The organism is Aeromicrobium sp. YIM 150415 (genome assembly GCF_016918125.1).
In the GTDB taxonomy this organism is placed as follows: Bacteria; Actinomycetota; Actinomycetes; order Propionibacteriales; family Nocardioidaceae; genus Aeromicrobium; species Aeromicrobium piscarium.
Window position 1 is genome coordinate 21,325 of the sequence record NZ_JAERWM010000004.1, and the last position, 15,479, is coordinate 36,803.

Consider the following 15,479-nt stretch of genomic DNA (forward strand, 5'->3'; position numbering starts at 1 on the left):
AGGTAGGCCATCAACGTTATGGGCTACGGATGAGGTTGACGGTCTACCGCCACCGGGCGCGGAAGGGTTGATGGCCTACCGCCACGACGCGAGGGTCACTCCCACTCGATGGTGCCGGGGGGCTTGCTGGTGACGTCGAGGACGACGCGGTTCACCTCGTCGACCTCGTTGGTGATGCGCGTGGACATCCGCTCCAGGACGTCGTACGGGAGCCGTCCCCAGTCGGCCGTCATGGCGTCCTCGCTGGTGACGGGGCGCAGCACGATCGGGTGACCGTAGGTGCGGCCGTCGCCCTGGACGCCGACCGAGTGCACATCGGCCAGCAGCACCACCGGGAACTGCCAGATCTCGGCGTCGAGACCGGCCCTGGTGGTCTCCTCGCGCACGATCTTGTCCGCGGCGCGCAGGATGCGCAGACGATCGGCGTCGACCGAGCCGACGATGCGGATCGCGAGGCCGGGGCCGGGGAAGGGGTGCCGTTCGACGATGCCCGCGGGCAGCCCGAGCTGGCGGCCCACTTCGCGGACCTCATCCTTGAAGAGCGTCCGCAGCGGCTCGATCAGACCGAACTCGAGATCCTCGGGAAGCCCGCCGACATTGTGGTGACTCTTGATATTCGCCGCGCCCTCGCCGCCGCCGGACTCGACGACATCGGGATACAGGGTGCCCTGCACGAGGAACCGGACCGGCTGGCCCTCCGGTGCCGCCTCGACGACCTCGCGTTCGGCCTGCTCGAAGACGCGGATGAACTCGCGGCCGATGATCTTGCGCTTCTCCTCCGGGTCGGAGACACCGTCGAGGTGCCCGAGGAAGCGGTCGACGGCGTCGACGACCTTGAGCGTGACCCCGGTCGACGCGACGAAGTCCTGCTCGACCTGCTCGGCCTCCCCCTCGCGGAGCAGTCCGTGGTCGACGAACACGCAGGTGAGCTGGTCGCCGATGGCGCGCTGGACCAGAGCCCCGGCGACCGCCGAGTCGACGCCTCCGGAGAGAGCGCAGATGACCCGAGCCTCGCCGACCTGTTCACGGATCCGCTCGACCTGCTCGTCGACGATGTTGACGCTCGTCCAGGTCTGCCGGCAGCCGGCGATCTCGAGGAGGAACCGCTCCATGACCCGCTGGCCGTGCTCAGAATGCAGCACCTCGGGATGCCACTGCACCCCCGCGAGACCACGGCCGACATCCTCGAAGGCCGCGACGGTGGCGCGCGGCGACGTGGCGTTGACGGTGAACCCCTCGGGCGCCTCGACCACCTCGTCGCCGTGCGACATCCAGGAGGTGAGCCGCTCGGGCAGACCCGCGAGCAGCGTGCCGGGCTCGCGTACCGTCACCCGGGTGCGTCCGTACTCGCGCTGACCGGTCTTGGCGACGCGGCCGCCGAGAGCCTGGGCCATCGCCATGAAGCCGTAGCAGATGCCGAAGACGGGAATCCCGGCATCGACGAGGCCCGGCGCCAGCGCGGGCGCATCGGGCTCGTAGACCGACGAGGGTCCGCCGGACAGGATGATCGCCTTCGGCTCCTTGGCGAGCATCTCCTCGGCCGGCATCGTGTGGGGGACGACCTCGGAGTACACCTTGGCCTCCCGCACCCGTCGGGCGATGAGCTGGGCGTACTGAGCGCCGAAGTCGACGACGAGGACGAGGTCATGATCTGGGCTCACCCCTCGATTCTAGGGAGCCGCCACAGCCGTCCTCGCCCCGCCCGGCGTCGAGGACCGATGATGATGCCTCGTGGTCGTCAGGGCAGCCGCACAGCATCGACTTCTCGCCGGCCACGGACCGATGTCGATGCTTTCGGGTCGCCATCGCGACCACGAAGCATCACGATCAGTCACCTCGTCCGGAAAGTGCCGAGGCGGCCATAACCTCGCCACGGACGTGTCGTTGGGCACAGTGGGTACGGCACCGATTTCCCTCCCTCCCGGCCGGACCCCGCGCCCGCGCGGCGTGAGAGAGCCCGACCCGATCACTCCCTTCGGGTCGGGTTCTCGTCTGTCAGGAGCGATCGTCGAGCTCGCGCAGGTAGCACAGCATCCGGTAGTCGGTGCCCGGCTCGATGTTGACGAACCCGTGCCGCTCGTAGAAGCGACGGGCGTCGACATCGATCTCGTCGACATTGATGTGCATCTCGCCACCGCCGCGGGCGATCACCTCGTCGACGGCGCGTTGCAGCAGCGACGTGCCGATGCCTCCGTCGCGCAGCGCAGGGACGACGTAGAGCTCGTCGAGCACGGCCAGCGGGCCCTCGCAGTACACGGTGGGCCGCAGCGTCACCACCGCATAACCCGTGGGATCGGCCGGCGGCCCGGACAGCAGGACGAAGGCCGAGGGGTGGCCCAGCAGGGCCCGAAAACGCGGGAGCAGCTGCTCATAGGTCGGCGTGGGGGTGTCGAACTCGACGGCGAAATCGACCTGCAGACGGGCGATCACCTCGGCGTCGCCGACCGAGGCAAGACCGATCGCGCGGGCGTCGTTCACGGCCGGCTTCCCTGACGTCCGGCATCGCGGATCTCGCCGACGAGCTCCTCGAGCACGTCCTCGAGCATGACCACGCCGAGCACAGTGCCGGAGCCCTGGTCCGCCACCCGGGCCATGTGCGAGCCTCGCGCCTGCATCGTGCGCAGCGCATCCAGCAGGCCCACAGTCGACCCCACTGTGGCGAGCGGGCGCACCCACTTGTCGGCGATGGGGGCGGTCCGGATGGCGTCATCGGTCTCCAGCACGTCCTTGATGTGCAGGTAGCCGACCAGCTCCCCGTCGTCGTCCACGACGGGGAACCGCGAGAAGCCCGTCCGCGCGCAGGCGATCTCCACATCGGCCGGTGTCGCCTCCCGGCCGATCGTCACGAGCGTGTCGCGCGGCATGAGCACGCGCGCGACCGTCGCGTCGTGGAAGTCGAGCGCTCCGGTGACGAGGTCGTACTCGTCCTCGTCGAGCAGTCCCTCACGACGCGACTCCTCCACGAGACCGGCGACCTCGTCGTGCGTGAAGGTCGAGGCCACCTCGTCCTTGGGCTCGATGCCGACGATCCGGACCGCGCTGTTGGCGATGGCGTTCAGGGCGATGACGAGCGGCTTGAGCACCGCGATGACCCCGAGCATGAACGGGCCGAGCACGAGCGAGGCGCGGTCGGGAGCCGCGAGGGCCAGGTTCTTGGGGACCATCTCGCCGTAGACCACGTGGAGGAACACCACCAGCGTGAGCGCGATCGCGAAGGAGATCGGATGCACGAGGGAGGGTGGCACGTCCAGCAGCTCGAAAGCGGGTTCGAGCAGGTGGGCGATCGCCGGTTCGCTGATCGCTCCGAGCCCCAGCGAGCACATCGTGATGCCGAGCTGTGCCGCGGCCATCGCCAGCGTGACATTCTCCATCGCCTTGAGCGCGAGCCGCGCGGAGCGTCGGCCGGACTGCGCGAGCGGCTCGAGCTGCGTACGCCGCGCGGAGATGAGCGCGAACTCCGAGGCCACGAACAGGGCGTTGAGCCCAAGCAGCACGAAGGTCAAGCCGATCGCGAACCAGTTGTTCACTGCTCGCCACCGCCGATCGATTCCTCGACGGTCATCGACACGCGGTCGATCCGGCGTCCCTCGATCCGCTCGACGGTCAACGTGACGAGCAGCGGGACGAGCGACTCCTCGTCGCTGTCCGGAGTCTGGGTGAGTTCCAGCACGATCTGGTCGCCGCGTTCGGCGAGGCGACCCAGCCGTTCGAGGATCAGCCCCGCGATCGTCTCGTAGTCCTCGCTCTCAGGGAGCGCGATCTCGGTGCGCTCGAAGACCTCGTCGGGCCTCAGCAGACCCGACAGCGACCACGTGCCGTCGCGACGGTGACGGCTGTGCGCCGAGAGCCGGTCGTGCTCGTCGGCGATGTCGCCGACGATCTCCTCCACGAGATCCTCCAGCGTCACCACCCCGTCGGTGCCGCCGTACTCGTCGAGCACGATCGCCATCTGGTGACCCTCTTCGCGCAGGAGCGACAGCAGCGGATCGAGCTCGATCGAGTCCGGCACGGTGGTGGGCGGGTCGGCGATCTCCTCGACCCGGACCGAACGACGGCGGTCGACCGGCACGGCGACCGCCTGCTTGATGTGCGCGATGCCGACGATGTCGTCCGGGGACGTGCCGATGACGGGAAAGCGCGAGTGCCCGGTCTGCCGCGCCGCCTCGATGAGATCCAGGGCCGTGTCGTGCTCGTTCAGGAAGCGGACCCGTACGCGGGGCGTGCGGACATCCGCGGCGGTGCGGTCGCCGAAGGCGATGCTGCGAGCGACGAGGTCGGCCGTCTCGTCGTCGATGGCCCCGTGATCGGCCGATCGCAGGACGAGCGATCGCAGCTCGATCGGCGACCGGGCCGAACGCAGTTCCTCCTGCGGCTCCACGCCGAGCCAGCGCAGGGTGTTGTTCGCCATCTGATTGAGGCCGCGGATCGGCCAGCCCATCGCCCGGGTGAACCACCGTTGCGGCAGCTGGGTCAAGACCGCGGTGCGGTACGGCAAGGAGAGGGCGAAGTTCTTCGGGATGAGCTCGCCGACGAGCATCGTGACGATCGTGCTGAGCGCGAGGGCGATGCCATAGCCGGCGGCGCGCAGACCCCCGCCGGACAGGCCGAGGGCGGAGAGCGGGTCGTGCAGCAGCCGGCCGATCGCCGGCTCCGCCAGGTAGCCGATGGCGAGGTTGGTGATCGTGATGCCCAGTTGCGCGCCACTGAGCTGAGTGGACAGGGTCGTCAGCGCCTTGCGGGTTCCCGCCGCACCGCGCTCCCCTGCCGCGGCACGCCGATCGACGGTCGCGCGGTCGACGGTGACGAAGGAGAACTCCGCGGCGACGAACACGCCGCAGCCGATCATGAGCAACAGGGAGGCGGCCAGCAGCAGCCATTCGGTCACGGCGGTGAAGTCCTCGGTCGACAGATCGTCACGTCCCACGTCCGTGGTTCGCTAGGACGCCACTGTACCCTCAGATGGCAGCATTTCTACCGTGGGGAGAGAACCTACCGTGCCCATGTACCAGTACCAGTGCACCGACTGCGGGGAAGGCCTGGAGATCCGCCAGAGCTTCTCCGACGACGCGCTCACCGAGTGCCCGGCGTGCCAGGGCCGCCTGCGCAAGGTGTTCGGCGCCGTCGGCGTGGTCTTCAAGGGCTCCGGTTTCTACCGCAACGACAGCCGTTCGGGATCGTCATCCTCCTCGAACGGCTCGTCGTCGAACAGCTCGCCCTCGAGCGCGTCCTCCTCCGGCGACTCGTCGGGATCGTCGTCCTCCACCTCGGGCAGCTCCTCGACCGCCTCGTCCTCCACATCGTCCTCGAGCGGCACCGCCTCGACCAGCAGCTGAGTCACGGGTCGCGAAGACCCTGTGGACGAGCGGGGACAGATCCACCTCCTCGCCCTAGTGTCGCGGCATGGAGCGCCTGTCACGTCTGATCGCCGACCACCGCCGCTCGTTGTGCGCTGTCCTCACCGGGCTGGCGGTCCTCTTCGCGCTCGCGGCGCTCACGGAGTCCCCCGCCACCACGCGAGTCGAGGTCGCGGCACACGATCTGCCGAGCGGCCACCGACTGGCTGCCGACGACATCCGCGTCATCGAGGTTCCCGATGACGCGGCCGTGGCTCATCCCGCCGAGGAGATCGCCGGACGCCAGGTCGCCGGACCGATGCGGGCGGGCGAGCCGTTCACCGATCGCCGGGTGATCGATCCCCGGTCCCTGGACGAGGGCACGGTGCTCGCGAGCGTGGTCGTCGAGCCGGAGGTGGCGGCGCTGGTGCGCCCCGGTGATCGCGTCGACGTCCTCGCGATCGCCGACGGAGCCGACGACGACGAGCTGACCCTCGCCACGGCCGCCTCCGTCGTCCTCATCGAGGAAGGGGACGCCGGAACCGCCGTCGGCATCCAGGCGGCTCCGGAGGCCGCCGCCGCGATCGCCCGCGCCGCCCTCGTGGGCAGGCTCACCCTCGTCCACTCCCTCGAATGACTGGTCCATCACTGCGCTGGGGCATACAGTTCACCTGATGGCTTTCTCCACCAGGGGGTAACGCAGACATGCTCAAGGGTTTCAAGGACTTCCTGTTCCGCGGCAATATCGTCGACCTCGCGGTCGCGGTGGTCGTCGGCACAGCCTTCACCGCGCTGGTCGCGGCCTTCACCTCGTCGTTCATCGACCCGCTCATCGCCTCGCTCGGCGGGGTCGACGCCGAGGGCTTCGGCTTCCGGGTCCTCGGGGACAACCCGAACACCTTCATCAACGTCGGCGGCTTCATCAACGCGGTGATCACGTTCATCATCACCGCCGCGGTGGTCTACTTCATCTTCGTCGTGCCCTCGAAGCGGCTGCTGGAGCGTCTGCAACGCGGCGAGGAGCCCGAGCCCGAGGGCCCGACCGAGGACATCCTGCTGCTGCGCGAGATCCGCGACGCCCTCGCCGGAGGCGACTTCGAGCGCACGCCCGACACTCCGCCCGCCGACCGACAGTAAGCACGGTCAGCCTCCGTGATGCGGGGGGCGGTCGCGCAGCAGATCGCGTTCGCGCGATCGGGTGTCGTCGCCTCCCGGGTCACGTTCGTCGCTCGTCGTCTCGGGCATCAGATCGCCCAGCAGCTCGGCGGCGCGGCGCAGCCGTTGCTGGCGTTGTGACGCGGTCTCGTCAGTCACGAGCGGGAAACCAGTCCTCGGTGAGTTCGCGGTGGCGTGGACGCCACCCGGTGCGTTCGGTGAAGAGCGCTGAGCTGACGCGGTGCGACCGGGTCAGCATCTCCATCTTGTCACCGCCGAGCTCGACGATCCAGGGAGCGAGGAAGTCGCCGTGCTCGCGTCCGGCGGCGCGGGCGATCAGATCCGCGTAGGTCCGGCGGCGCAACGGCTCCGCACCGACGTTGTAGGCCCCGGCGGGTGCCCCGAGCGCGGCGACCACCGAGGTGCCGATGTCGTCGGGATGGATGACGTGCATCCATCCGTCGGGATCTCCGAGGGCGAAGGGCTTGCCGCGGCGGGCCCGGCTCAGCACGTAGCGCGTGTTGCGGTCGTCGCCGACGATGAGCCCGTAGCGCAGCCGCACCGACACGCCGCCGGTCTCCTCGATCGACCGGGCGTGATCCTCGGCGATGACGAGGGCCTCGGTGACCCAGGTGACGTCCACCGGCGAGAACTCGTCGATCCACTCATCGCCGCGCCCTTGGTAGATGAAGCTGAGGCTCTGCTGCACGAACCGTTCGACTCGAAGCTCGCGCGCCATCTCGGCCACGGTCGCCGCGCCTTCGCGCCGCAGGCGGTTGACGGCCGTCAGCGAACCGGGGCGGTAGGCGGTCGCGCCGATCGGGATGCGTGTCGCGAAGTTGACCACGACATCGCAGCCGTCCATCCCCGCGCGCAACGCGGTCGGGTCGAACACATCGCCGTACCACGCCTGTCCGCCGTGGCGCTCGACGATCTCGGCGGCTCCGGGGCTGCGCACCAGACCGATGACATCGTGCCCGGCCTCGACCAGGGCGTCGACGGTGGCCAGACCCATGACGCCGTTGGCACCGGTCAGGAAGACGCGCACGGCCTCACCCCACCAGGTCGACGACGTCGGCGATCGAGTCGACGACGCGGCTGGGACGGTACGGGAACCGTTCGATCTCCTCACGTCGCGTGGAGCCGGTCATCACCAAGATGGTGCGCAGGCCGGCTTCCAGCCCGGAGAGCACGTCGGTGTCCATCCGGTCGCCGATCATGACCGTGGTCTCCGAGTGGGCCTGGATCTGGTTGAGGGCGCTGCGCATCATCAGCGGATTGGGCTTGCCGACGAAATAGGGCTCGATCCCGGTGGCGCGGGTGATGAGCGCCGCGACGGAGCCGGTGGCCGGCAGCGGTCCGGTCGGCGAGGGCCCGGTGGTGTCGGGATTGGTGGCGATGAAGCGGGCGCCGCCGACGATCAGCTGGATAGCGCGGGTGATCGCCTCGAAGGAGTAGGTGCGGGTCTCTCCGAGCACGACGTACTCGGGGTCGCGGGAGGTCATGGTGTATCCGGCATCGTAGAGCGCCTGCGTCAAACCGGATTCGCCGATGACATAGGCGGTGCCGTTCTCGCGCTGCTCGCTGAGGAACTTCGCCGTGGCGAGGGCACTCGTCCAGATGGCGCCCTCCGGCACGTCGATGCCGCTCGTGCGAAGCCGGGCGCGAAGGTCTCGCGGTGTGTAGATCGAGTTGTTGGTCAGCACGATGAACTTGCGACCGCTGTCTCGGAGGGCACGGATGAACTCCGACGCACCGTCGATGGCGCGTTCCTCGTGCACGAGGACGCCGTCCATGTCGGTCAGCCAGTTCTCGATCGGTTTGTCCATGTCACCCATTGTCGCCTACCGGCTCAGTTGGACAGGCCGAAGAACTCGGTCATGAGGGCTGTGATGTTGATCGAGCGGGTGCTCGCGCCGAGCCCGGGCAGCGACGGACCCCCGGGCCAGTGGTGCCCTTCGCCGTCGATCACGTAGAACACGAGTCGGCTCTCGTCGCGGCAGACATCCCATCGGGTGACCTGGACGTCCTCGGCGATCTGTTCGCGTTCGACGTGCGCGCACCCGTCGTGCAGTGCCCAGGCGTTCATGACCTGGGTGGCGGGCTCGACCCATTGGATGACCGTCTCCCCGCCGACGAAGGGCACCACGGGATCGGCGGTGCCGTGGGCGTAGATGATCGACGCGGGAGGTGCGCTGTCGCAGCGTTCGGGCACGTAGCCGGGAGCGGCGACGGCCCCGAAGGCCTTGAACCGCAGGCTCGGGAGACAAGCGGCGGCGAAGGTCATCGCCGAGCCATTGGAGAAGCCGGTCATGAAGACCTGCTCGTCGTCACCGCACCAGGTCTCGACGACGTGCTCGCGCAGGGCGGCGATGAAGGCGAAGTCCGAGCCCTCGACCTCCGGTCCGGTGGAGAAGTCCCAGAGAGCGGGTCTCCCCTCGGCCTGCGGGGCGACGACGATGAAGCCGTACTGCTGCCCGTACTCGGGGAACCCGGTGTAGGCCATCGCTGCGGTCGCCTCGCCCCCGCGGCCGTGGGTGACGAAGACCACGGGGAGACGCTCGCCGTTGAACCCGTCGGGGACGTCCACCGCGAAGCGCCGCTTCTCGCCGTCGATGTCGAGCGTGTGCGCGGAGGCGCCGGTCTCGGGCACCTCGCACGCTCCCTCCGGCCCGGCGTTCCAGGTGGGAGCGGGCGGTGGCGGGGGCGCCGGAGCGGGCTCGCGCGCGCACGCCACCATCGATGCGCACAGGACGAGCAGCACGATGATCCGGCGAAGCACGCACCCGAGTGTGCCACTGTCGACGCCGGACTTCAGGGTGGCGGCCCGTCGTGGGAAGATGTTCGCGTCGCCTCAGTAGCTCAGGGGATAGAGCACCGCTCTCCTAAAGCGGGTGTCGCAGGTTCGAATCCTGCCTGGGGCACAACGACGCATGGGTGCGTACAACAGGTTGCATCCGACGGAACGCCTGGTCAGACGGTGTTCCCGGCCGGTGCGCAATGGTGACGCAACTCCGACAATCCTCAATTCAGATGGCGCAGGATCATGGTGTGGGCGACGCCATGCAAGCGGCTGGAGAAGACCAAGGGCCCGAGCGGTGAAGACCGCCGGGCCCTTGGTGAGGTTCTAACAGGGAGACGTGCCCCTGCTTTCGCTCTCTAGTCTAGAGCATGTGACATCACCGGACGCTGTCGCGAGTGTTGAGGGTGTACCTTCCTGCGCGGAGCTCTGCGAGTGGTGTGAATTCGCCCTCGGAGAGGCGTTTCCGGGGCGAATGCGCACCACTCGCGGCCAATTTCTCCCCCAGCGCTCCGCAGAGCGAGGGCAAGACGAGCCGGTCACTCCGTGAGTGCGAAGAGGTGCGACGGGGTGGTCCTGCCGCGCAGGGTGACGGTCTCGTGCTCGACCCACTCGCGCTCGGCTCCGGCAGCCTCGACGCTGGCCCCGTCGGCCAACGCTCGACCCTCGACCCGCTTGGCCAGGTCGGTGATCCGGGACGCGGCGTTCACCGCATCGCCGATGACCGTGTACTCGAAGCGCGACTCGTGCCCGACATATCCGGCGACGACACGGCCGGTGGCGACCCCGATCCCGAAGTCGATCTCGGGCATCTCGCGCGGCAGTCGCAGCGCCATCGACCGAGCCGCGGCCAACGCGAGGGTCGCATGGTCCTCCCGCTCGGCGGGAGCCCCGAAGACCGCCAAGACCGCATCGCCCATGAACTTGTTGACGAGGCCGTCGTGCGCGTCGACCTCCTGAACGACCACCCCGAAGAACCGGTTGAGGACGTCGACCACCTCGGCAGGGTCCCGGTCGGTGGCGAAGCCGGTCGATCCGGTCAGGTCGACGAACAACACCGTGGCCTCACGGGACTGACCACCCAGCTCGATATCGGCCAGTGCGGCCTCGGCGACATCGCGGCCGACCTGACGGCCGAACACATCGCGGAGCCGCTCGCGCTCGCGCAGCCCGGTCGCCATCTCGTTGAAACCGACCTGCAGCGCGCCCAGCTCGGTGCCGTCGTAGACCGGGACCTCGACGTCCAGACGACCGGACTGCACGTCGCGCATGGCGTCGCGGACCGTGCGCACGGGAGCGGTGACCGCCCGCGCGTTGAGCCAGGTGACGAAGAAGCCGAACACCAGCACCACCGTGGCGATGACGAGGGTCGTGACCGCCATGAGCCGCAGGTCGATGTCGTCGAGCATGAACGACAGCAACGCCACCGTGAGCAGCCCCGCGACCGGCACCCCGGTGCCGAGGGTCCAGAAGAACAGCATCCGGGCCCCGACCCCGAGACGCGCCTGCGGGGCAGCGCCCGCCGCCAGCGCGCGCGCCGCGACCGGGCGCAACGCGAACTCACTCAACAGGAAGGCGATGGCCGAGACGATCACCATCGTGATCGCCACGGTGAATCCCGTGATGAGCGCCCGATCGGGTTGGATGATCGCCGCCAGGAGCGTGAACAGCACGACGCCGCCGAGCCAGAGCAGGGCCTGGGTCGTGGTCAAGGCGACCGGGACCCGCAGCGATCGTCGGAGCACGCGCGGCGTGGGGTCCTCGCCTCGCAGCGCCCACTGCAGGGCCGACAGTGCCCTCGCCGTGCCCCAGCCCAGACCCACGGCGATCGCGACGGCGACATAGACCGGCACGGCGATCGCCAGCGCGATCCACATCGCGCGATTCGGGGGCGGAGCCGGGATCACGACGGTCGACAGGACCACCACGATGCCGACGCCGACGAGATGGGTTCCTACCAGGAGGATGCTCAGCAGCAGTTGGACCCGGACCCGCAGCCGGCGCGTCGACTGGTCCGGCGGACCGAGGAGGCGCGACCCGAACATGCGTGACTCCGCGCGTCCCATGTCCGTTGCTCCTTGTGCGGTCATCAGATGAACGTCTGAACTTCGACGCATCGCTCCACATCAAAGCAGGAACTGGCCTACGGTGGGGCTCAACGCACCGAAAGGAACCAGCATGGCACGAAAGTCCGATGCCGACGTCGTCTCGGCGTTGCAGCGTCTCACCGACTTCGACGACGCCACCATCAAGGCGTTGGCGAGCACGGGTCAGACCGTCCACATCCCCGCGAACTGGGCGATGATCTTCGAACACCAGCCCGCCGACAAGGCCTACATCCTGCTCGACGGCTCCGTGGAGATCCGCAAGGACGGAGGCGTCGTCGCCACCTTGCAGCCCGGCGATGTCGTCGGCGAGATCGCCCTGGTGACCGGCCGCCTGCGGAGCGCGACGGTGGTCACCACCACGGATGTCCAGGCGCTGCACTTCACCGCCGAGGCGTTCGAGCAGCTGGCCGCGCACAATCCCGCCTTCGCGGAGGCGCTGCGCGACGCCGCGAAGCACCGCATCGAGGGCTGACCGATCTGGTGGGGCCCGGCCTGTGACCGCTGCCCCACCAGATCGTCAGTGCACCCGCGGCGTCGTGCCTCCGCGCCGCCGGAAGGCCTGCCAGCGACTCGGCGCGGACACCATGAGCTGGCACACGGCCCGGCCGTCGCCGAAGGACTCGTCCAGCTCGTGCTGCGTGCGTTCGACCGCCCGGGCGATCGCCGGTCCGTCGGAGATCTCGTCGATCGCCGCGCGCACCTCGACCCGGAAGATGCCGCGCGCGTCCACACCCTTGCCGCGAGCGGCGCTGATGGGGGCCATGCCCTCGAGCCTGCGCGCGACCGCCCCGGCGACCGAGTCCAGATCCACCCTCACCGCTCCCGCGTCGGTGCTGGCACGCGAGAGCGCCGGCGGACGCGACACCGGGCGGGCACGACGCAGGAGCCACGTCAGCGCCAGCAGGGCGAGCAGCACACCGATGCCGGCCCATACCCAGGGCCACCATTCGGTGTCGACGACCGCATCGTCGATCTGCGAGAGGTCTAGTGTCGACGGCCATCGGGGCACGGCATCGAGGCCCCACAACGCCACCGCCGCCCCAGCGGCTGTGGTGAGCGCTCCCAGGAGGACCGCGAGCAGGCGGTCCGTCACACGTCCCTTCCGCCTCATGGGACCTTCACCTCCCGTCGTTTGACGACGATCCGTCGGTCGGTCAGACCGTCGAGGGCCCGCTTCACCGAGTCCTCGACCCGCTGGGCGGTCTCCGGTTCGGAACCGGCGACCCGCACCATCACGCGCCGACGGCGCACAGCCGCCGACGCCTCGTACACCCCCGGCGTGCGCTCGGCGGCACGTTCGGCCAGCGTGGCGATCGCGGGGCAGCTGACCCACAGGCCCGGGGTCGCCTCGGTGCGATCATGGGTGCGGCGCGCCGGCAGCAGCGCGCCGATCAGCGCCACCACTCCGATCACGCCGATGACGACGCCCACGGCCGTCGCCGCGGAGCTGGCCGAGAGACCGTCGAGCCCCTCGATCGCGCTCTCGTACCAGGGCTTCCCCGCGGCCCACCCCTGCGCCACGGCGAGGTCGCGCACGGCCACGACACCCAGCGCGATGCCCAGCAACGCATAGAAGGCCACGACGCGTGTCGCCGACGGACGGGCCGTCGGCACCAGGGAGCTGCTCATTGCACCCTCCTCGGGGACGACGACGACTCGACGACATGAACCGTGACGTCGACCCGTTGGACGGTGACGCCGGCCAGTTCCTCGGTCCGCTGCCGCACCCGGTCGCGCACCCTCTCGGCGATCTGCTCGACGGGCGCGGGCCAGCCGGCGGCGATGTCGACACTGATCCACGCGTGCCCCGCTCGAAGATCGACCCGGACCGACGGGTAGTCGGTCCCGACCACGGCGAGGCCGGAGTGCCCGACGACCGAACCGCGAACCTCGAGGGCGCTCCGCCGGACGATCTTCTCGACGACCCGATCGTGCACGTGCAGGTCGCCACGGTCCTCGGGTGGGCGATCGGCGCCGGTGCCGGGGGCGTCGGCGGCGGTATACAGCAGGTCACTCACGGCGACGACCCGCGAAGACGTCGCCGAGATCGATCTCCCCGGCGAGCTGGCGCCCGATGAGCAGGCCTCCACCGCCGAGCACGATCGCTAGCAGGAATCCGAGGAATCCCCCGGTCGTGATCGCTATCGCGATCAGCAGTCCGGCGATGAGGCCGGCAGTCGAACTGTTCATGATCTGTCCTTCGCTCCGATGGTTCGCGGGGTCAGTCGCCGGTGACGTCGGCGAGGTCCTCGACCGTCACATGGGTCGGTCCGACGGTGATCGCCTCGACGGCGGCGCGGACCGCCTCCGCGACGGGCAGCACGGGCCGTCCCATCCTCACGACGATGTGGACGTCGACGCCGTCGTCGCCGATCCGGACGCCCGAGACGCGGCCTCCGGGGAGATAGGTCGCCACCTCCCCGAAGAGCCCTCCGTGCAGGCTGTGAACGCCGTCGATGGCCTGGACGGCCTCGGCGATCGTCTCCGCGCTGGGGTCACTCGACGTGTCGGTCATCGTCTCGCTCGTCGGGCTCGTCGAGGAAGACATCGTGGACCGTCAGGTTGACCTCCGTGACCTCCAGACCCGTCATCCGCTCGACCGCCGTGATGACATTGCGACGCACCGCCGCCGCGAGGTCGGCGATGGAGACGCCGTAGTCGGCGACGAGATCGATGTCGACCGCGGTCTGCCGCTCGCCGACCTCCACTGCCACGCCCTGCGAACGATCCACCGACGCGCCGGGGATTCGCTCGCGAATGGCGCTGACCGTGCGAGCGGCACCGCCACCGAGGTCGTGTACGCCGGCGACCTCCCGCGCGGCGATCCCCGCGATCTTGGAGACGACCGAGTCCGCGATCGTCGTCCGTCCCAGCTCCGTCACCAGAGCTCCGGTGCTGCCACGCTTCTCCACATCCGTCGTGGTCTTCTCAGCCATGATGTGCCCCTTCTGTGCAAGTGGTCGATGGGTTGACATCAGGTGAGTCGGCCCGAGGCAGGTATTCCTCACGCGACAGACGACGTGATGCGCATCACATCCTTCGACGAGCGCTTGCCACCTCGCGGGGAGACGATCGGAATGTGGACGATGCCAGTCTGGTACGTGCCGCCGTCCTCGGCGATGACGCGGCTTTCGCGGCGATTGTGGATCGGCACGGCCCGAGCATGTTCCGCTTCGCGCGGCGGATGCTGGCCGATGACGACGACGCGGGCGAGGCGGTTCAGGACGCCTTCATCTCCGCGTGGAAGAACATCGAGTCGTTCCAGGGACTTTCGTCGCTGCGCACCTGGCTGTTCAGCTTGACCCACCGGCGCGCGGCCGATATCCGACGACGCCGGCGTCCGACGCCCACCGACGACGAGATCCTGGCGGGGCGTACCGTTGACGCACTGGCCGACCCTTCTCGGGTGGTCCTGGAGCACGACCTCCTCGCCGCACTGCAGACGACGCTGACTTCACTGCCGTGGCGGCAACGGGCGGTCTGGGTGCTGCGGGAGATCGAGGAGCTCAGTTACGACGAGCTCGCCGAGGCGCTCTCGATGAGCCCGGACGCCGTACGGGGCCAGCTGTACCGCGCGCGACGTCACGTCGCCGACAGGATGGAGGCCTGGCGATGAATCCCGGCGACCAGACCAGCGCCGCCATCCGGGCTGCCCGCGAGGAGCCGACGCCGGAGGGCTGGTTCACCCTGTCGGACGACATCATGCGACGGGTCCGCCGCATCGTCCGTCCGTCGGCGCCGATGATCGCCTTCAGCGCCGACGGGGAGCCCACCCATGGCGCGCGATTCGCCCGCGTGCTCGTCGCCGGCCGAGTCGTCATCGCGGCCATTCGGCGGCGTATCGACGATCCGACCTATCAGGTCGAGGGGATCGACTTGGAGGTGGTCGATGAACGGTTGACCTCGGTCATCCTCACCATCAGCGGGCGCTATGGCGACGACCTCCTCGCCAGCGCCGAACGAGCTCGCGCCGCGACCCTCGCGTGTATCAAGGACTTCCTCGGCGCGGATCCGCGGTTCGGGCCTTCGTCGGTCGAGATCATCGTCGACGATGTGGCCACCGACAGGACATGATCCGAGCCG

Annotated in this window: 21 protein-coding genes and 1 tRNA gene; 7 read left to right on the forward strand and 15 right to left on the reverse strand. The window is 69.2% G+C overall.

Annotated features, from left to right (window positions below; translation table 11 throughout):
* Nucleotides 1–95: 95 nt before the first annotated feature.
* From guaA to JL108_RS01760, 4 genes are all read right to left on the reverse strand, one after another.
* Complete coding sequence (guaA, locus tag JL108_RS01745) at nucleotides 96–1,661, reverse strand: glutamine-hydrolyzing GMP synthase (RefSeq protein ID WP_205196621.1); 1,566 nt, start codon at nucleotides 1,659–1,661, stop codon at nucleotides 96–98.
* A gap of 334 nt (nucleotides 1,662–1,995) precedes the next feature.
* Nucleotides 1,996–2,478: a GNAT family N-acetyltransferase gene (locus JL108_RS01750; RefSeq protein ID WP_205196622.1), complete on the reverse strand. Its 483-nt coding sequence runs from the start codon at nucleotides 2,476–2,478 to the stop codon at nucleotides 1,996–1,998.
* A complete protein-coding gene (locus JL108_RS01755) occupies nucleotides 2,475–3,527 on the reverse strand; it encodes a hemolysin family protein (RefSeq protein WP_143911332.1) in 1,053 nt (350 codons plus the stop codon). Before JL108_RS01755 ends, JL108_RS01750 begins: the two co-directional genes overlap by 4 nt.
* Nucleotides 3,524–4,924, reverse strand: coding sequence for a hemolysin family protein (locus JL108_RS01760; RefSeq protein ID WP_307837152.1), 1,401 nt, complete (start codon nucleotides 4,922–4,924; stop codon nucleotides 3,524–3,526). The genes JL108_RS01755 and JL108_RS01760 overlap by 4 nt, the downstream gene beginning before the upstream one ends.
* Before the next feature lie 70 nt (nucleotides 4,925–4,994).
* On the opposite strand from JL108_RS01760, the gene JL108_RS20375 reads away from it, so the two are divergent.
* The 3 genes from JL108_RS20375 to mscL all read left to right on the forward strand — a co-directional run bounded on the left by JL108_RS20375 (nucleotide 4,995) and on the right by mscL (nucleotide 6,470).
* Complete coding sequence (locus tag JL108_RS20375; protein ID WP_205196623.1) at nucleotides 4,995–5,333, forward strand: FmdB family zinc ribbon protein; 339 nt, start codon at nucleotides 4,995–4,997, stop codon at nucleotides 5,331–5,333.
* A 67-nt stretch (nucleotides 5,334–5,400) separates the two neighbouring features.
* Nucleotides 5,401–5,970 (forward strand): SAF domain-containing protein, encoded by a 570-nt coding sequence (locus JL108_RS01770; RefSeq protein ID WP_205196624.1) that lies wholly within the window; start codon nucleotides 5,401–5,403, stop codon nucleotides 5,968–5,970.
* Between the two features lie 68 nt (nucleotides 5,971–6,038).
* Entirely contained in the window at nucleotides 6,039–6,470 is a 432-nt protein-coding gene (mscL, locus tag JL108_RS01775; protein WP_205196625.1) for a large conductance mechanosensitive channel protein MscL, read from the forward strand.
* Between the two features lie 6 nt (nucleotides 6,471–6,476).
* Here the strand turns inward: mscL and JL108_RS01780 are convergent, their stop codons facing one another.
* Genes JL108_RS01780 through JL108_RS01795 form a run of 4 tightly spaced genes read right to left on the reverse strand, consistent with a single transcriptional unit; the run spans nucleotide 6,477 to nucleotide 9,270 of the window.
* Nucleotides 6,477–6,647 (reverse strand): hypothetical protein, encoded by a 171-nt coding sequence (locus tag JL108_RS01780; protein WP_185972924.1) that lies wholly within the window; start codon nucleotides 6,645–6,647, stop codon nucleotides 6,477–6,479.
* Complete coding sequence (locus JL108_RS01785) at nucleotides 6,640–7,536, reverse strand: NAD(P)-dependent oxidoreductase (RefSeq protein ID WP_143911328.1); 897 nt, start codon at nucleotides 7,534–7,536, stop codon at nucleotides 6,640–6,642. Before JL108_RS01785 ends, JL108_RS01780 begins: the two co-directional genes overlap by 8 nt.
* Before the next feature lie 4 nt (nucleotides 7,537–7,540).
* A complete protein-coding gene (locus JL108_RS01790; RefSeq protein ID WP_205196626.1) occupies nucleotides 7,541–8,326 on the reverse strand; it encodes an HAD-IIA family hydrolase in 786 nt (261 codons plus the stop codon).
* A gap of 14 nt (nucleotides 8,327–8,340) precedes the next feature.
* A complete protein-coding gene (locus JL108_RS01795; protein ID WP_205196627.1) occupies nucleotides 8,341–9,270 on the reverse strand; it encodes a PHB depolymerase family esterase in 930 nt (309 codons plus the stop codon).
* Nucleotides 9,271–9,339: 69 nt separating this feature from the next.
* Between JL108_RS01795 and JL108_RS01800 the strand changes: the two genes are divergently transcribed.
* Nucleotides 9,340–9,412, forward strand: a tRNA-Arg gene (locus JL108_RS01800).
* 415 nt (nucleotides 9,413–9,827) lie between these two features.
* On the opposite strand, the gene JL108_RS01805 is transcribed toward JL108_RS01800, so the two are convergent.
* Nucleotides 9,828–11,354: an adenylate/guanylate cyclase domain-containing protein gene (locus JL108_RS01805; RefSeq protein ID WP_205196628.1), complete on the reverse strand. Its 1,527-nt coding sequence runs from the start codon at nucleotides 11,352–11,354 to the stop codon at nucleotides 9,828–9,830.
* A 112-nt stretch (nucleotides 11,355–11,466) separates the two neighbouring features.
* Here JL108_RS01805 and JL108_RS01810 point away from each other — a divergent pair, with 112 nt between their 5' ends.
* A complete protein-coding gene (locus JL108_RS01810; protein ID WP_143911324.1) occupies nucleotides 11,467–11,868 on the forward strand; it encodes a cyclic nucleotide-binding domain-containing protein in 402 nt (133 codons plus the stop codon).
* A 45-nt stretch (nucleotides 11,869–11,913) separates the two neighbouring features.
* On the opposite strand, the gene JL108_RS01815 is transcribed toward JL108_RS01810, so the two are convergent.
* From JL108_RS01815 to JL108_RS01840, 6 genes are read right to left on the reverse strand one after another with little or no spacing between them, the layout of a single operon-like run.
* A complete protein-coding gene (locus JL108_RS01815) occupies nucleotides 11,914–12,507 on the reverse strand; it encodes a hypothetical protein (protein ID WP_205196629.1) in 594 nt (197 codons plus the stop codon).
* A complete protein-coding gene (locus JL108_RS01820; protein ID WP_205196630.1) occupies nucleotides 12,504–13,025 on the reverse strand; it encodes a DUF6286 domain-containing protein in 522 nt (173 codons plus the stop codon). The genes JL108_RS01815 and JL108_RS01820 overlap by 4 nt, the downstream gene beginning before the upstream one ends.
* On the reverse strand, nucleotides 13,022–13,414 hold the full coding sequence (locus JL108_RS01825; RefSeq protein ID WP_205196631.1) for an Asp23/Gls24 family envelope stress response protein: 393 nt from the start codon (nucleotides 13,412–13,414) through the stop codon (nucleotides 13,022–13,024). Before JL108_RS01825 ends, JL108_RS01820 begins: the two co-directional genes overlap by 4 nt.
* Nucleotides 13,407–13,586 (reverse strand): DUF2273 domain-containing protein, encoded by a 180-nt coding sequence (locus JL108_RS01830; protein ID WP_185972921.1) that lies wholly within the window; start codon nucleotides 13,584–13,586, stop codon nucleotides 13,407–13,409. The genes JL108_RS01825 and JL108_RS01830 overlap by 8 nt, the downstream gene beginning before the upstream one ends.
* 31 nt (nucleotides 13,587–13,617) lie before the next feature.
* On the reverse strand, nucleotides 13,618–13,911 hold the full coding sequence (locus JL108_RS01835; protein ID WP_205196632.1) for an Asp23/Gls24 family envelope stress response protein: 294 nt from the start codon (nucleotides 13,909–13,911) through the stop codon (nucleotides 13,618–13,620).
* Nucleotides 13,892–14,332, reverse strand: coding sequence for an Asp23/Gls24 family envelope stress response protein (locus tag JL108_RS01840; protein ID WP_143911319.1), 441 nt, complete (start codon nucleotides 14,330–14,332; stop codon nucleotides 13,892–13,894). Before JL108_RS01840 ends, JL108_RS01835 begins: the two co-directional genes overlap by 20 nt.
* A 143-nt stretch (nucleotides 14,333–14,475) precedes the next feature.
* On the opposite strand from JL108_RS01840, the gene JL108_RS01845 reads away from it, so the two are divergent.
* Nucleotides 14,476–15,012, forward strand: coding sequence for a sigma-70 family RNA polymerase sigma factor (locus JL108_RS01845; protein WP_307837154.1), 537 nt, complete (start codon nucleotides 14,476–14,478; stop codon nucleotides 15,010–15,012).
* Nucleotides 15,009–15,470, forward strand: a complete 462-nt coding sequence (locus JL108_RS01850; protein ID WP_205196634.1) for a hypothetical protein — start codon at nucleotides 15,009–15,011, stop codon at nucleotides 15,468–15,470. The genes JL108_RS01845 and JL108_RS01850 overlap by 4 nt, the downstream gene beginning before the upstream one ends.
* Nucleotides 15,471–15,479: the final 9 nt, after the last annotated feature.

Bases quoted from the DNA above. Each gene is read 5' to 3' on its own strand.
- JL108_RS01835 (WP_205196632.1), bottom strand. From the start codon at position 13,911: ATGACCGACACGTCGAGTGACCCCAGCGCGGAGACGATCGCCGAGGCC.
- JL108_RS01840 (WP_143911319.1), bottom strand. From the start codon at position 14,332: ATGGCTGAGAAGACCACGACGGATGTGGAGAAGCGTGGCAGCACCGGA.
- JL108_RS01770 (WP_205196624.1), top strand. From the start codon at position 5,401: ATGGAGCGCCTGTCACGTCTGATCGCCGACCACCGCCGCTCGTTGTGC.
- JL108_RS01830 (WP_185972921.1), bottom strand. From the start codon at position 13,586: ATGAACAGTTCGACTGCCGGCCTCATCGCCGGACTGCTGATCGCGATA.
- JL108_RS01815 (WP_205196629.1), bottom strand. From the start codon at position 12,507: ATGAGGCGGAAGGGACGTGTGACGGACCGCCTGCTCGCGGTCCTCCTG.
- JL108_RS01810 (WP_143911324.1), top strand. From the start codon at position 11,467: ATGGCACGAAAGTCCGATGCCGACGTCGTCTCGGCGTTGCAGCGTCTC.
- JL108_RS01805 (WP_205196628.1), bottom strand. From the start codon at position 11,354: ATGGGACGCGCGGAGTCACGCATGTTCGGGTCGCGCCTCCTCGGTCCG.
- JL108_RS01850 (WP_205196634.1), top strand. From the start codon at position 15,009: ATGAATCCCGGCGACCAGACCAGCGCCGCCATCCGGGCTGCCCGCGAG.
- mscL (WP_205196625.1), top strand. From the start codon at position 6,039: ATGCTCAAGGGTTTCAAGGACTTCCTGTTCCGCGGCAATATCGTCGAC.
- JL108_RS01790 (WP_205196626.1), bottom strand. From the start codon at position 8,326: ATGGGTGACATGGACAAACCGATCGAGAACTGGCTGACCGACATGGAC.
- JL108_RS01820 (WP_205196630.1), bottom strand. From the start codon at position 13,025: ATGAGCAGCTCCCTGGTGCCGACGGCCCGTCCGTCGGCGACACGCGTC.